General features: G+C 38.8%; 19 protein-coding genes, 1 rRNA gene and 1 pseudogene. 19 read left to right on the top strand and 2 right to left on the bottom strand.

The window, feature by feature from the left end; translation table 11 throughout:
• Positions 1-26: 26 nt before the first annotated feature.
• The 17 genes and pseudogenes from ACQKN4_RS12460 to ACQKN4_RS12380 all read left to right on the top strand — a co-directional run bounded on the left by ACQKN4_RS12460 (position 27) and on the right by ACQKN4_RS12380 (position 12,220).
• Positions 27-680: an adenylate kinase gene (locus ACQKN4_RS12460; RefSeq protein WP_079562358.1), complete on the top strand. Its 654-nt coding sequence runs from the start codon at positions 27-29 to the stop codon at positions 678-680.
• Between the two features lie 250 nt (positions 681-930).
• Positions 931-1,008: pseudogene (locus ACQKN4_RS12455) on the top strand (type I methionyl aminopeptidase); the annotation flags it as partial.
• Between the two features lie 86 nt (positions 1,009-1,094).
• A complete protein-coding gene (infA, locus tag ACQKN4_RS12450; protein WP_004233690.1) occupies positions 1,095-1,313 on the top strand; it encodes a translation initiation factor IF-1 in 219 nt (72 codons plus the stop codon).
• Positions 1,314-1,350: 37 nt separating this feature from the next.
• Positions 1,351-1,464 carry a 50S ribosomal protein L36 gene (gene rpmJ, locus ACQKN4_RS12445; protein WP_000868344.1) on the top strand — a complete coding sequence of 38 codons (114 nt, stop codon included), beginning with the start codon at positions 1,351-1,353 and terminating at the stop codon, positions 1,462-1,464.
• A 24-nt stretch (positions 1,465-1,488) separates the two neighbouring features.
• Positions 1,489-1,854, top strand: a complete 366-nt coding sequence (gene rpsM / locus ACQKN4_RS12440) for a 30S ribosomal protein S13 (RefSeq protein ID WP_049662875.1) — start codon at positions 1,489-1,491, stop codon at positions 1,852-1,854.
• Positions 1,855-1,879: 25 nt separating this feature from the next.
• Complete coding sequence (rpsK, locus tag ACQKN4_RS12435; RefSeq protein ID WP_053482801.1) at positions 1,880-2,269, top strand: 30S ribosomal protein S11; 390 nt, start codon at positions 1,880-1,882, stop codon at positions 2,267-2,269.
• A 140-nt stretch (positions 2,270-2,409) separates the two neighbouring features.
• The gene (locus tag ACQKN4_RS12430; RefSeq protein WP_004233733.1) at positions 2,410-3,354 is read left to right on the top strand and encodes a DNA-directed RNA polymerase subunit alpha; all 945 of its coding nucleotides are present in this window, start codon (positions 2,410-2,412) and stop codon (positions 3,352-3,354) included.
• Positions 3,355-3,411: 57 nt separating this feature from the next.
• Positions 3,412-3,792: a 50S ribosomal protein L17 gene (gene rplQ / locus ACQKN4_RS12425; RefSeq protein ID WP_012296051.1), complete on the top strand. Its 381-nt coding sequence runs from the start codon at positions 3,412-3,414 to the stop codon at positions 3,790-3,792.
• A 512-nt stretch (positions 3,793-4,304) separates the two neighbouring features.
• Positions 4,305-5,150 carry an energy-coupling factor ABC transporter ATP-binding protein gene (locus ACQKN4_RS12420; protein WP_427483837.1) on the top strand — a complete coding sequence of 282 codons (846 nt, stop codon included), beginning with the start codon at positions 4,305-4,307 and terminating at the stop codon, positions 5,148-5,150.
• The gene (locus tag ACQKN4_RS12415) at positions 5,126-5,998 is read left to right on the top strand and encodes an energy-coupling factor ABC transporter ATP-binding protein (protein WP_197142504.1); all 873 of its coding nucleotides are present in this window, start codon (positions 5,126-5,128) and stop codon (positions 5,996-5,998) included. The genes ACQKN4_RS12420 and ACQKN4_RS12415 overlap by 25 nt, the downstream gene beginning before the upstream one ends.
• The gene (locus tag ACQKN4_RS12410; protein WP_079562355.1) at positions 5,995-6,792 is read left to right on the top strand and encodes an energy-coupling factor transporter transmembrane component T family protein; all 798 of its coding nucleotides are present in this window, start codon (positions 5,995-5,997) and stop codon (positions 6,790-6,792) included. The genes ACQKN4_RS12415 and ACQKN4_RS12410 overlap by 4 nt, the downstream gene beginning before the upstream one ends.
• A 14-nt stretch (positions 6,793-6,806) precedes the next feature.
• The gene (truA, locus tag ACQKN4_RS12405; protein ID WP_427483836.1) at positions 6,807-7,547 is read left to right on the top strand and encodes a tRNA pseudouridine(38-40) synthase TruA; all 741 of its coding nucleotides are present in this window, start codon (positions 6,807-6,809) and stop codon (positions 7,545-7,547) included.
• A 567-nt stretch (positions 7,548-8,114) separates the two neighbouring features.
• Positions 8,115-8,552 (top strand): 50S ribosomal protein L13, encoded by a 438-nt coding sequence (gene rplM, locus ACQKN4_RS12400; protein ID WP_053596074.1) that lies wholly within the window; start codon positions 8,115-8,117, stop codon positions 8,550-8,552.
• A gap of 25 nt (positions 8,553-8,577) precedes the next feature.
• Positions 8,578-8,970, top strand: a complete 393-nt coding sequence (gene rpsI / locus ACQKN4_RS12395) for a 30S ribosomal protein S9 (RefSeq protein ID WP_004233744.1) — start codon at positions 8,578-8,580, stop codon at positions 8,968-8,970.
• Between the two features lie 225 nt (positions 8,971-9,195).
• A complete protein-coding gene (locus ACQKN4_RS12390) occupies positions 9,196-10,146 on the top strand; it encodes a DUF4822 domain-containing protein (protein ID WP_427483835.1) in 951 nt (316 codons plus the stop codon).
• Between the two features lie 233 nt (positions 10,147-10,379).
• Complete coding sequence (locus ACQKN4_RS12385; protein WP_079562352.1) at positions 10,380-11,093, top strand: N-acetylmuramoyl-L-alanine amidase; 714 nt, start codon at positions 10,380-10,382, stop codon at positions 11,091-11,093.
• 71 nt (positions 11,094-11,164) lie between these two features.
• The gene (locus ACQKN4_RS12380; protein ID WP_349660276.1) at positions 11,165-12,220 is read left to right on the top strand and encodes a P-loop NTPase; all 1,056 of its coding nucleotides are present in this window, start codon (positions 11,165-11,167) and stop codon (positions 12,218-12,220) included.
• Positions 12,221-12,273: 53 nt separating this feature from the next.
• Here ACQKN4_RS12380 and gerD read toward each other — a convergent pair whose 3' ends face one another.
• Complete coding sequence (gene gerD, locus ACQKN4_RS12375; RefSeq protein WP_427483834.1) at positions 12,274-12,876, bottom strand: spore germination lipoprotein GerD; 603 nt, start codon at positions 12,874-12,876, stop codon at positions 12,274-12,276.
• Between the two features lie 153 nt (positions 12,877-13,029).
• Here gerD and ACQKN4_RS12370 point away from each other — a divergent pair, with 153 nt between their 5' ends.
• On the top strand, positions 13,030-13,704 hold the full coding sequence (locus ACQKN4_RS12370; protein WP_079562349.1) for a KinB-signaling pathway activation protein: 675 nt from the start codon (positions 13,030-13,032) through the stop codon (positions 13,702-13,704).
• A gap of 156 nt (positions 13,705-13,860) precedes the next feature.
• Here the strand turns inward: ACQKN4_RS12370 and ACQKN4_RS12365 are convergent, their stop codons facing one another.
• Entirely contained in the window at positions 13,861-14,520 is a 660-nt protein-coding gene (locus ACQKN4_RS12365) for a hypothetical protein (RefSeq protein ID WP_427483833.1), read from the bottom strand.
• 399 nt (positions 14,521-14,919) lie between these two features.
• Between ACQKN4_RS12365 and ACQKN4_RS12360 the strand changes: the two genes are divergently transcribed.
• Positions 14,920-15,013: ribosomal RNA gene (locus ACQKN4_RS12360) — 16S ribosomal RNA — on the top strand; the annotation flags it as partial.

Genomic DNA, 15,013 nt, shown 5'->3' with positions numbered 1-15,013 from the left:
ACCTTTTGTGGGAGGAATATTTCCGTATGAATATCGTTTTAATGGGTCTGCCAGGTGCTGGTAAAGGTACTCAAGCAGATAAAATCGTTGAGAAGTACGCGATTCCTCATATTTCTACAGGCGATATGTTCCGTGCTGCTATGAAAGATGGTACAGAACTAGGCTTGCAAGCTAAATCGTTCATTGATCAAGGTGCTCTAGTACCTGATGAAGTAACGATTGGTATTGTTCGCGAGCGACTTGCTAAACATGATTGTGAAAAGGGCTTCTTATTAGATGGATTCCCACGTACTGTTCCTCAAGCTGAAGCTTTAGACAGCATCCTTGCTGATCTTGGTAAAGCTATTGAACATACAATTAACATCCAAGTTGAAAAAGATGAGCTAGTTGCTCGTCTATCAGGTCGTCGTATTTGTAAAACTTGTGGAACATCTTATCATCTAATTTTCAATCCTCCAGCTGAGGAAGGAAAATGTGATAAAGATGGTGGCGAGCTTTACACACGTGCGGATGATAATCCTGAAACGGTTGCAAACCGTCTGGAAGTAAATATGAAACAAGCACAACCATTACTGAACTACTATGAAGTAAAAGGTGTGTTAACAAATATAGATGGACAGCAAGATATTAACAAAGTGTTTGCTGATCTTGATGCTCTTTTACAGGGCAGCCGCAGCTGATACCCGGCTCCGGGCGCAGAATACTGCTTCCGCGGGAGGCATGCGGGAGCAACAACGAAACATAATTTTTTTTGAGAGTTGCAAAAGCATATTGTGCCCGGTATATATTTCTTTTAAAAAGTGCAACATGACTTTTGAAAGAGTATAATGGGTTTCGTGGAAGCATCTGTGTAACGGGTATGAATATCTCATCAAAGACATTCCGGTATTCGTGTAAACATGGGAGGTTCAGTGCCCTAAATGGTTCTGTATATTCCGTGGATTGTGTGAAGCGAAACCAGACGAGCGTCTTTCAAACATCTCTCATACAATCCAAACATATGTTGAAACGAGGTTGCTTCTATAGTTGCAGCAGATATCCGTTTGATGTAACGATGAGAACTTTAATTTGCATATAGAGAGGAGACAGAGTAGATGGCGAAAGATGATGTAATTGAAGTCGAAGGGACAGTTGTTGAGACTTTGCCAAACGCGATGTTTAAGGTAGAATTAGAAAATGGACATGTGATTCTAGCACACGTTTCTGGTAAGATTCGTATGCACTTTATCCGCATTCTACCTGGAGATAAGGTTACTATCGAGTTATCTCCTTATGATTTAACTCGCGGTCGTATCACATACCGTTTTAAATAATCTTTTGCGCTCCGGACTACTAAGGAGGTTAGGTTAGATGAAAGTGAGACCATCTGTGAAACCGATCTGCGAAAAATGTAAAGTAATTCGCCGACGCGGTAAAGTAATGGTAATCTGTGAAAATCCTAAACACAAACAAAAACAAGGTTAATTCTAAAGGAGGTGCACAACGTACATGGCACGTATTGCTGGTGTTGATATTCCTCGCGACAAACGCGTGGTAATTTCATTAACTTACATTTACGGTATTGGTAAAACTACAGCTCAGAAAGTATTAGCTGACGCAGGTATTTCAGAAGATACACGCGTACGCGACTTAACTGAAGATGAGTTAAACAAAATCCGTGAACAATTAGACTCTTACAAACTTGAAGGTGACTTACGTCGCGAAACTTCATTAAATATCAAACGTCTGATGGAAATCGGTTCATTCCGTGGTATCCGTCACCGTCGTGGTTTACCTGTTCGTGGTCAAAATACGAAGAATAATGCGCGTACGCGTAAAGGTCCTCGTAAAACTGTAGCGAACAAGAAAAAATAATAAGTAAAGGAGGTTCCTTCTTAACATGGCTCGTAAACAACAAACTCGTAAACGTCGTGTGAAAAAGAATATCGAATCTGGTATCGCACACATTCGTTCTACATTTAACAATACAATCGTAACGATTACAGATATGCAAGGTAACGCTGTATCTTGGTCAAGTGCTGGTGCTCTTGGTTTCCGTGGTTCACGTAAATCTACACCATTCGCTGCTCAAATGGCTGCAGAAACTGCTGCTAAAGCATCCCTTGAACATGGTCTGAAAACGTTGGAAGTAACTGTTAAAGGTCCTGGTGCAGGTCGTGAAGCTGCAATTCGTGCACTTCAAGCTGCTGGTTTAGATGTAACTGCTATTAAAGACGTTACTCCAGTTCCTCATAATGGTTGCCGTCCGCCAAAACGTCGTCGCGTGTAATGGGTGCGTCTCATATTGTATGAGAACATCATTTTTTGTACAGACTGTCTTGTGCAGATAATAAACGATACGTCAATGACGATCGAATCTATGATGGAAAGAACCTATACATTCGATGTTTTGAAGGAGGGTAAATAAAAATGATCGAAATTGAAAAACCAAAGATTGAAACGGTGGAGATCAGCGAAGATTCCAAATATGGAAAGTTTGTTGTAGAACCGCTTGAACGCGGATATGGAAACACTTTGGGTAATTCTTTACGTCGTATCCTTCTGTCTTCATTACCAGGAGCTGCTGTCACTTCAATTCAAATTGACGGTGTTCTTCACGAATTCTCAACTGTAGAAGGCGTTGTAGAGGATGTAGCTTCAATTATTTTGAACGTGAAAAAACTAGCTCTTAAAATCTACTCTGACGAAGAAAAAGTTATTGAGATTGATGTAAAAGGCGATGGTACAGTTACAGCTGCTGACATTACACATGACAGTGATGTAGAAATTTTAAACCCGGATCTATATATTGCAACAATCGCTAAAAACGGTCATTTACGTATGCGTATGTACGCTCAACGCGGCCGTGGTTACACTCCTGCTGATCAAAACAAACGTGAGGATCTTCCTATCGGCGTGATCCCGATCGACTCTATTTACACTCCAGTATCACGCGTCAATTTCCAAGTGGAAAATACTCGTGTAGGTCAGTCTTCTGACTACGATAAACTTTCTCTTGATGTGTGGACAGATGGTAGCATCGGTCCGAAAGAGGCGATTTCGCTCGGAGCAAAAATTTTAACCGAGCATCTAAACATCTTCGTTGGCATGACAGATGAGGCACAAACTGCTGAAATCATGGTCGAAAAAGAAGAAGATCAAAAAGAAAAAGTTTTAGAGATGACTATCGAAGAACTTGATCTTTCTGTTCGTTCTTATAACTGCTTAAAACGCGCTGGTATTAATACAGTACTAGAACTTGCGAATAAGTCAGAAGACGACATGATGAAAGTTCGTAACCTTGGACGTAAGTCACTTGAAGAAGTAAAAGCGAAGTTAGAAGAGCTTGGTTTAGGGTTACGCAAAGAAGACTAAGCGATTTAAACAAAACTTACAAGATCAGATAATTTTTTATAAAGGAGGGAAACATCCATGGGTTACAGAAAACTTGGTCGTACAAGTTCTCAACGTAAAGCGATGTTACGTGACTTAGCTACTGATTTAATCATCAACGAGCGTATCGAAACTACTGAGGCTCGCGCTAAAGAAGTACGTAAAGCTGTTGAAAAAATGATTACTTTAGGTAAACGCGGAGATTTACACGCACGCCGTCAAGCTGCTGCATTCATCCGTCGTGAACTAGTAACAACTACTGATGCTGAAGGTAACGAAACAACTTCATTTGCACTTCAAAAGTTATTTGATGATGTTGCACCACGTTATGCAGAACGTCAAGGTGGTTACACTCGTATTCTTAAAGTAGGTCCTCGTCGTGGTGACGGTGCACCTGTTGTTGTGATTGAATTAGTTTAATCATAAGAGAAAACAAGTGGTGAAGAGGGTGGAATCACCACCCTCTTTCTTTATAAAACGATTTATACGACAAATAATTAAGCTGAGCGTTATGATGAGCGGACACTGTTGTGTGGCGTCTCGTTTAGCTCTCCGCACCTCATTCAGAGGGAACAAGGGCTTGAGCACCCGTGTTTCTTGAAAATGTAACGACTAGCGCATTTCTATCGAATGAGGTGCGCGCTTTTTTATTTTTTAGGGAAGTAAGAGTTAGCGCCAATTTAGTGGTGCTTTTTTTTATAGGCTGATTTTATAATGGTAGTCACCGGGACGATTGAGGTGGCCCGCTCAATATATGATGTATTTTTTAAAGATAACCTTTAAATTATACGTACACTAATATAGGGCAGACAAAAGAATGGAAAGTGATTTTAGCACTTTTCTTTTATTGACATACTGATTGTAGTAGAATTCATACATAAAAAAGTGTAAGTTAGTTAGTAGAGCTGAGCATGTAGAGAGGAGTTCTAGAAATGCCAGAAATTTTATCATTAAATAATGTGACATTTTCATATACACCAGAAGAAAAAGAAAGTCGCAATGCTGTCGAAAATGTAAGCTTTGCGGTACAGGAAGGGGAATGGATTGCCATTGTTGGCCATAACGGTTCCGGTAAATCCACTATTGCAAAGCTTATGAATGGTTTGCTTTATCCACAGCAAGGGGATGTCCGTATTTTACAACAACCATTGAGTGAAGAAAACCTGTGGGAAAGCCGTTCACAAATGGGCATGGTTTTTCAAAATCCAGACAATCAGTTTGTTGGAGCGACAGTGCAGGATGATGTTGCTTTTGCTCTTGAAAATAACGGAGTACCGTTTGAAGAGATGGTAGAACGTGTCCATGCAGCACTCGACCAAGTAAAAATGAACAATTTTTTAGATCATGAGCCACATCATTTATCGGGTGGGCAAAAGCAGCGCGTTGCCATTGCAGGCGCACTCGCGTTGAAACCTAAGCTCCTTATTCTTGATGAAGCTACTTCTATGCTAGATCCACAAGGTCGTGTTGAGGTACTACAAACAGTTCAAACTTTACGTGCTGAAACAGGGTTAACAGTACTATCTATTACGCATGATTTAGAAGAAGCTATGCTTGCAGATCGTGTTCTCTTTATGAATGACGGAAAGAAATTTGCTGAGGGTACACCTGCTGAAATTTTCACACTTGGGGACAAGCTAGTTGAGTTTGGATTAGACTTGCCATTTGCCATGAAGTTATCAAAGTTATTGCAAAAGGAAGGTGTTCCATTAATGGGACAACATATGACAGAAGAAGAGTTGGTGAATGATTTATGGACATCAAACTTCAACAAGTAAGCTATGCTTATGCACAGGGTACACCTTTTGAAAAACGTGCTTTATTTGATGTGGATTTTGAAATTCCTTCACATACGTACCAGGCAATTATCGGACATACGGGTTCCGGTAAATCGACAATTCTTCAACATTTTAATGCACTTCTAAAACCAACATCTGGAGAAGTACATATTGGGGATCGTGTTGTTGTAGCTGGAAAAAAGGCCAAAGATTTAAAGGCTGTACGTCAAAAGGTTGGCATTGTGTTTCAATTCCCGGAGCATCAGTTATTTGAAGAAACGGTATTAAAGGATATTATGTTTGGTCCTATGAACTTTGGTGTTTCTGAGCAAGAGGCAGAAGCACGAGCAAAGGAGCTAGTAGGCTTAGTAGGCTTACCAGGGGACGTACTTGAAAAATCACCTTTTGATTTATCGGGTGGACAAATGCGCAGGGTAGCAATTGCTGGTGTTTTGGCGATGGAACCTGAAGTGATTGTTTTAGATGAACCAACTGCAGGGCTTGATCCTCGTGGTCAAAAAGAGATTATGGATATGTTTTATAAGCTACACAAGGAACGTGGGCTAACAACGATACTCGTTACCCATAGTATGGAGGACGCAGCTCGTTATGCAGATAGTATTGTCATTATGCATGAAGGGAAAAATGTACTAAGTGGCACACCTCAAGAAATTTTTAAAGATGTAGAGACATTAAAAAATTTCCGCTTAGAACCACCTCGTATCGTACGATTTCAACAAAAAATTGAAAAAATGATAAACAAATCATTCTCGAAGATATGCTTAACTGAAGAAGAGTTAGCAATTGAAATTGCTCGGGTCCTAAGAGAGGAGCGTGGACAGTCATGATGGAGAAAATGATATTTGGTCGCTTTCTTCCAGGGGATTCTCCCGTTCATAAGCTCGATCCACGGTCAAAGCTTATATTTGTGTTTGCATTCATCATTATTGTTTTTTTAGCAAACAATACTGTGACATATGCTTTGCTATTAGCGTTTACCTTACTCATTGTGCTAGTGTCACGGATTCGATTGTATTTTTTAATTAACGGTCTAAAGCCAGTACTTTTTTTAATGGCGTTTACCTTCTTAATTCATATATTTATGACGAAAGAAGGCGCCATTGTATTTGAGTGGAAGTTTATCACTATTTATGAGGAAGGTATCCGACAAGGGATATTTATTTCGATACGCTTTCTAGTTCTAGTGTTTATGACATCTATCTTAACACTTACAACGTCACCGATTTCCATTACGGATGGCATTGAAGTGCTGCTAAATCCATTAAAAGCGGTGAAAGTGCCAGTACATGAGTTAGCTCTAATGATGTCTATTTCATTGCGTTTTATCCCAACGTTAATGGATGAAACAGATAAAATTATGAAAGCACAAATGGCACGTGGTTCGGATTTATCTTCAGGACCAATAAAGGATCGTATTAAAGCGGTTGTGCCATTATTGGTACCTCTCTTTGTAAGTGCTTTTAAACGAGCTGAGGATTTAGCAACAGCTATGGAAGTAAGAGGCTACCGTGGAGGCGAAGGGCGTACGAGATATCGCAAGCTAAAGTGGGATATGAGTGATACATTTGCACTTATGTTATTAGTAGGAATGGCCGTATTACTATTCTTCTATAGAAGTTAAAAGGAGTAATCTTTATGCGACGATTAAAAGCAATTATAAGTTATGATGGAACGCAATTTTCTGGTTACCAAGTACAGCCTGGAGAGCGTACAGTACAGGCAGAGCTTGAACGTGTTCTAGCCATTATGCATAAAGGGGAAAAGATCAAGGTAACAGCTAGTGGACGTACAGATGCAAGAGTGCATGCAACAGGTCAAACATTGCATTTTGATTCACCACTCGCGATTCCAGTAGATAAATACATGAAGGCATTAAACGTTCAACTGCCAAGAGATATTCGAGTAATGTCGATTGAAGAAGAAGCTGCTGATTTTCATGCTCGCTACAGTGTAACAGGGAAGCGGTACCGATATATATGGTCATGTGAGGCTGTACAAAGTCCATTCCGCAGACATTACACAGTAGAGACAAATGGTGTGAAGCCAAATGTTAAGGCAATGCAGGGGGCGGCAAAGGCTATTATCGGTACACATGATTTTTCATGCTTTTGTGCAGCTAATACAAGTGTCAAAGATAAGGTGCGCACAGTGACTACGCTACGATTTGAATGGTATGGTGAGGAGCTACATATGGTAATTGAAGGCAATGGCTTCTTATATAATATGGTCCGTATTATCGCAGGTACGCTTTGGGAAGTTGGTATAGGACGTCGTGATATGGAGAACGTGGAGTTAATCGTTAAATCTATGAATCGCGATAAGGCGGGTAAAACTGCACCGCCACAAGGTCTATATCTTGAGAAAGTCTTCTATTAAAAAGGTTCGTCACCATAGCGTGTAGTTGATTTCCGTTCCGACTGGGCGCTTTGTCGCTGCCGCTTTGCTTTCGCTACAGAAGACATTTGTTGCTGCCGCTACGCTTTCGCACAGAGCAGAGCTTCCTGGGGGCGTCCGATGAGCCGCTTCGCTGTAGGGTCTCGGGCCAACAGATGTTTTTTGTGCGAAAGCGTAGTGCTAACGTAGTGGCAGTAGCACCGATGTTGGTCACGAAGGAGTCGCCCAGTCTCCATTCCAATCAACCTATATCAATTTCGCCCTTACGTAATTGCGTCTGGATTTTGAATTGTGCCCTCGAATGTTATAGAAATCTTGACACAAAATAACATTATATTTTAAAAATGAAGGCTAATGAAAGCCCTAATTTAACCAAGAAATGAATCTGAACAACTTCTCCAGGTGTTTATTGAAATTGCTTGACTTTAAAAGTCATTCATTATATGATAACAGATGGTATTTTCATTACCACCACAAATAAGCCCCGAAAACTTATAGTGTAGTTTAATGAAAAATAACGGTAATCGAATCGATTAGGAGGATATATACATGCGTACAACATTCATGGCTAAAGGTCACGAAGTAGACCGTAAATGGCTAGTAGTTGATGCAGAAGGCCAAACTCTTGGACGTTTAGCTTCTGAAGTAGCTGCTATCTTACGTGGTAAACATAAACCAACATTCACACCAAACGTTGACACAGGTGATCACGTAATCATCATCAACGCTGACAAAATCCATTTAACTGGTAACAAATTAGAGGGTAAACTTTACCGTCACCATACTCAATTTGCGGGTGGATTAAAAACTCGTACTGCTGGTGAAATGTTAGACAAGTACCCAACAAGAATGATCGAATTAGCAATTAAAGGGATGCTTCCTAAAAACTCTTTAGGTCGCAAAATGTTCGGTAAACTAAACGTTTACACTGGAACAGAGCACCCACACGCTGCACAAAAACCAGAAGCATACGAGCTTCGCGGATAATATAAATTAAGAGGAGGATATTACTTTGGCACAAGTTCAATACATCGGCACTGGTCGCCGTAAAAGCTCTGTAGCTCGCGTACGTTTAGTACCAGGTACAGGTAAAATTGTTATCAACAAACGTGAAATCGAAGAATACGTACCATTCGCTGCATTACGTGAAGTAATTAAACAACCATTAGTAGCTACTGAAACTACAGGAAGCTATGACATCCACGTAAACGTTAACGGTGGTGGATACACTGGTCAAGCTGGTGCAGTACGTCACGGTATCGCACGTGCTCTACTTCAAGTAGACCCAGATTTCCGTGCTGCATTAAAATCTGCTGGATTACTTACTCGTGATTCACGCATGAAAGAACGTAAAAAACCAGGTCTACGCGGCGCTCGTCGTGCACCTCAGTTCTCAAAACGTTAATATTACGTATATCAACGTTTCCAAACCCTTTCTCGAATATTTTCGAGAAAGGGTTTTTTTGTTTGGAAAAAGTTATACCTGGGTTCTTAGTGAACTTCAAGTATTGCAAGAAGTGCTGAGGCACTTTTATTATCTGTAATGTTAGTAGCGATTATGATGTGTAATTTATATAGAAATGGCGGATACTACTTTTAAGTTGTTTATTCTGAAAGTGGAGGTCAATATATGAAAAAGCTACTAATAGTATCACTTGCAGTAATGGCACTTCTTGGTGCATGTCAGAATAAAACTGACGTAAAAAAAACGGAGGAAGTAAAAACAGGGAATACTGAAGATCAGAGACAAGTAGAAATGACAAAAGGTCAAGCAAATGCCAACATTCTTAGTAGTACAAACTGGCAAGCCTCAAAAGTTTACGATAAAAATAATAAAGATGTAACAGCAGAGAATTCAAACTTAATGGGCCTTGCGAAATATGACGCTGACTCAGGACGCTATGAACTCTTCGATCCAAATACAGCTGGAAGTCTTGACGATAAAGGGGTTTTCTTTTTTACGAATGACGGAAAGCATAGAATATTGATTTCAGAAACGAAAAATTACCAAGCAATTGAAGAGATTACTAAGATAAAAAATGATATGTTTACGTATAAAAAAATGGGTAAAGATGCAAATGGTAAAGATGTAGAGGTCTTCGTTGAGCATGTCCCTTATAAGGAAAAAAAGCTAACATTTACTGAATCAGCTAAAGCTTTAAATAATTCGACGGGCACTGTTGTTAAGGATGTGGATGGAGATAAGATCTTAGCTGATACGCTTTGGCAAGGAAGCGTTGTATTAGATGTAAATAAAAATGATGTAACACAATATAATAGAAATTTCATTAGCCTTGCGAAATATGATGCTAATACAAATAAATATGAATTTTTCAATCCTGAAACAGGTGAAAGTCGCGGTGACTATGGGTACTTTAATGTTATCGATGGAAATAAATTAAGAGCTCATGTTTCAATTGGCGACAATAAATATGGGGCTGTGCTCGAAATTACCGAGTTAAATAATAAGAAATTCACGTATCAAAGAACTGGGAAAGATAAAGATGGTAAGGATATAACAGTATTTGTTGAGCATGAACCTTATACAGGTAAGATTAAACCTGAATTTACACTAAAATAAGAAATTAACGGCGTTAGTCCTTAGAGTACAAATGGATTAATGCCGTTTTATCATTACCCAAAAAGTATCTTCTACTACTAATCAAACACTCAATTTTAACTTCTTTCAATAAACAAATACCCGCAAAAAGTAGGCTAAGAGTTCCTTTCTAATTACTTAAAGAGTTTTTTTACTTTCTAGCATAGTTCAATCACTAACTTCGTACACTACATATAAAAGGGTGGTGGATATGGGTGAAGCGCTGGCTTGCACTAGGAGTAATTATGCTAATGAGTATAGTGTTCGTGGCATATGAAACGAATGCTTCGAACCGTAACTTCTTCTTACCGGACCCACTTGGTGGCATAAAAATTGTCATTGATGCGGGACACGGCGGTCAAGATGGAGGTGCTTCGAAGGGTGAAGTAATTGAAAAGGAGATTACACTTGCAATTGCTCAGCATGTTGAGAAGCAATTAAAGAAAAAAGGCGCAACAGTCGTAATGACACGAACAAAAGATGGAGATGTAATCGATGAGCATGCGTCCTCAGAAAAGTTTGGAACTTTGAGAGAACGAAAAAAGCAGGACATCTTTTTAAGAAAAGACATAGTAGAAAAAGAAAAACCGGATATTTTTATTACAATTCATGCAAATGCCATTCCTGAAACAAAATGGCGTGGAGCACAGGTGTTTTATCATCAAGAAGGACATGCTGAAAGTGAATTTTTAGCAAAGAGTATTCAAGATTCCATTCGCACTAATTTGAAAAATACTGATCGAGAAGCAATGTCTATCAAACAAATATATTTACTGAAAAAGGCTGTGGTACCTGCTGCACTAGTAGAAACAGGATTTATAAGTAATGATGAGGAACGTGCACTATTAATAGATAAGAAATACCAAGAAAAAATGGGAGATGCCATTGTTGAAGGTATAGAAGAGTATTTATTAGCAAAAATTGAATAGAGCAACAACACAACGGAAATCAAATCATTATGATATACTAACATTGAGATAATATAAGGGGAGTGTTCGTCGTGATAAATGAACAACAAGTACGAGAAATACTAGGACAACTACAAGATCCATTTTTACATAAATCATTCGCTGAAACAGACGGTATTACAAACGTAACAATAAAAGAAGAGAAGAATCATGTGAGTGTAAAAATTGCGATTGCTAAAACAAATACACCTGAACAATTACAGCTACAAATGAAAATTGTTGAAGTTTTAAAAGAAGCGGGTGCAAATACAGTTGGGATTCGTTTCGAAGAGCTGTCAGCAGAAAAACTACAGAGCTTCCGTGGTGTAGCAACTGAAGCTGAAGCACAAGATATTTTATCTCCGCTTAGCACAGTACAAGTTATTTCAATTGCCTCTGGTAAAGGCGGGGTAGGGAAATCTACAGTATCAGTTAACTTAGCAGTTGCATTAGCTCGTCTAGGTAAGAAGGTTGGTTTAATTGATGCTGATATTTATGGGTTCAGTGTGCCTGATATGATGGGCGTGACAGATATGCCTAAAGTGGTAGACAATCGAATTTTCCCTGTTGATCGTTTAGGTGTGAAAATGATTTCAATGGGCTTCTTTGTTGAAAATAACGCACCGATTGTATGGCGCGGACCAATGTTAGGTAAAGTGTTAGATCAGTTTTTCCGTGATGTAGAATGGGGCGAGCTAGACTATCTACTATTGGATTTACCACCAGGTACAGGTGACGTTGCATTAGATATTCACCAAATGCTTCCTTCATCAAAAGAAATTGTCGTAACAACACCACATCCTACGGCAGCGTTTGTTGCAGCTCGTGCAGGTGCAATGGCTTTACAAACAGACCATGAAATTTTAGGTGTTATTGAAAACATGGCATGGTATGAATCGAAATCGGGTGACCGTGAATTCGTATTCGGTCAAGGTGGAGGACCAAAGTTAGCAGAAGAGCTACGTACAGAGCTACTTGGTCAAATTCCTCTTGGTCAACCTGATTGGTCAGAAGAAGATTTTGCACCTTCTGTTTATGCTGAAAAACACACAACAGGACAAATCTATTTAGACATCGCGACGAACATCATTAATAAATTAAATAAATAATGAAAACGGATTTCCTCAAACAATGGAGGAAATCCGTTTTTACATATAAGTGATTACTGAGGGCCTTTTTGTTCACTACCTTCTCCACCGCTACCAGCTTCTTTTTTACCGCCAGCGCCAGCCTTACTTGTCTCGCCACCGCTTTTCCTAATAAGCTCCTGCCATTTTGCTTGCATAAGTGGACTTTCAATCGTTTCTTTGACGACAGTTTCCACTTCTTTTCTCATATTGGAGGATTTTAGAATGTTCTCTAATTGCTTTTGCATATCTGGCTGGCCAAAGAAAGCCTCCATATCTTTTTGGAAAGTGGGGTCTTTTATTAATTCCTTCATAATATCCTGTTGTTGCTTCTGCATACTTTTAGCTACGGTTTCTTTAAATTTTGGATCTTCGAAAGTTTTCTTCCAAAAGTCTTCTGCTTCTTTGGAAAGCAAGGTAGCCTCAGTAGCTTTCTTCACTTCATCATGTTCCAAAACCAATAATTCACGGAAACTTGGTTCCTCTAAAAGCTTTCGCAGCGCCTTTTTACCATCCTCGGTTTGTAAAGAGTCGATCATTATTTTTTTTATTTCTTCATAGGACATGGTAGAGGCTTTCTCTTGTGAACAGGCAGAAAGAAACAGCATTAGAATTAGTAGTAAGAAGAATTTTCGCATGAATAATCAGTCCTTTCTTATAGATAGACTCTTTCAATTATTGTTCACATTTATGAGGACTTTATGTATTGGTTAAGATGAGAAATAGCTTTTTTAACAATGCATTGTTAAAATAAGTACAGATATACATAAGAAATTGGGGGACTTTTAGTTGTGACGATACGAAATTGGGCTAAGTTTTTCTTCTTTGCAATGCTCGTTGGTGGCGCAGTCAACGGAATTTGCAGTTTGTTTATTCGATGGGACTTCTTCCAACCATATATTGCAAACGGTCACTGGGGAGAATTTTTGGCCGGGCTTTTATGGATGGTTTTCTTAGGGTTTACAATGAGTGTTATTGCACAGGCAGGCTTTTTTGCTTATTTAACGCTTCATCAAGTAGGGGTTAATATTTTTAGAACACTTACATTATGGAATTGGGTACAGCTAGTATTAATTGCTATTACTATTTTTGATATTATATTCTTCCGTTTTATACCTGGTGTGAAAGATGGACAAAGCTGGGTGTTCTATAGTGGTTTGTTAATTTTATTAATATTCGGTGCTATAGCAACAGCTATTCAAAAAGTAAAATTAACTGGAAAAAAACACGTTTTCATTTCGGCTTTATTTTTTATGATTGTTGTTACAACACTAGAATGGACAATTGCATTAATGGGTCGAGATGAAAATATTAACGAGTATGTTGCACTATTACTATTCCCACTACTCGCTGTAAATGCTTATCAATTATTAGTATTACCAAAATATAATGCAAAATCCGAAGAAGATCGTCAAAAATTAGAAGCACGCCGTAAAGCACGTCGTGAACAAGCTAAAAACGCATAATCATAAAAAAGAAGTTGCCTCTATATTCGTAGAGGCAACTTTTTTTATCTCGCATTAAGGGGTAGTAACTTTGAAAGTAAAGGTATATGGGAGATCAACTGTCCGTTGGGGAAGACTAGTGGGGATGAAGAAAACCCCATTGATTAAAGTATCACTTTATGGTGATTTTTTAGTTTGAACTTTATAGCCGAATATATTTTCCTCAATCGACATAAATTTATTTTGTTGTAGGAATGTATTGAGCTCTTTAATTGAGACTTTATTATTTTGGTGTAAAGTTAGAAAAACAAAATCTCCCTTTTGTAATTTAGGTGCCTTTTCACCTTTCCAGATTAGGGAGGGAGAAAGTATATTCATCTGCTGCTGAAATAAGTTATTTTGTAAATCCTGCGAATACTGATGATTTCGTGTTGCAAACCAAAGTGGGGTTTCTTGTAAATACTTTTCGTAAATATTAATATCTTTTTGAACGGCGGCAAGATCAACTGGCTTATCCAAGGAATCCTCGGGTCCTAATAATCCTGTAGGTAGCTTGCGTTCTTGAATGACTTTTATGTGCTCAGGTGAACGTTTAATCCACTCAGCATCTAACAAAAGAAGCGGATAAGGTTCTTTTACAGTTTTAAGCCAGTCCAGCAGGGCTTCATCAGAGAAAGAAATTTCGACAACAAGTGATGTGCCATAATGTCCTTTTGTTACAACTGCTGGAGCATCGGCGATGTTGAATACAGAAATCATAGTAGAATTTATCGGCTTTATAAAGACAAACAATATTACGATGAAAATCAGAGAAATCAACGTTTTACGAATCATCATAACAACCTCGTTTCTAAATTTTTAACTTCTTTCAGCAAATGTTTTCGTAGCGAAAGTGAAACGTCAGCTACAGAAGTCAATGCTTCGGCGGATGTCACGGAATCGGCTTTGTGCAAGTACAAAGCCGATTCCGGACGCAATTATGCCGAGGCATAATTGATACAAAAATAAAGTCTTAAAAAAACTTATGATATAGTGTTGACTTTCATGAACAATCGATGTTATTATGTATAAGTCGCCAAGAGGTGACACAGTAAATTAAAAAATGAACCTTGAAAACTGAACAAGCAAAACGTAATCAATAAAGTTTTTAGTAGCTAACCTTGAGTTAGTGAACGAAACAAAATTTTGGACATCAAACATGATGCCAGCAAAACAATTTGAGCTAATCAAATTTCTTTTATGGAGAGTTTGATCCTGGCTCAGGACGAACGCTGGCGGCGTGCCTAATACATGCAAGTCGAGCGAACAGAGAAGGAGCTTGCTCCTTTGA

The organism is Lysinibacillus sp. NPDC093692, from assembly GCF_050280125.1.
In the GTDB taxonomy this organism is placed as follows: Bacteria; Bacillota; Bacilli; order Bacillales_A; family Planococcaceae; genus Lysinibacillus.
This window is presented reverse-complemented; position numbering and strand designations above follow the sequence as displayed.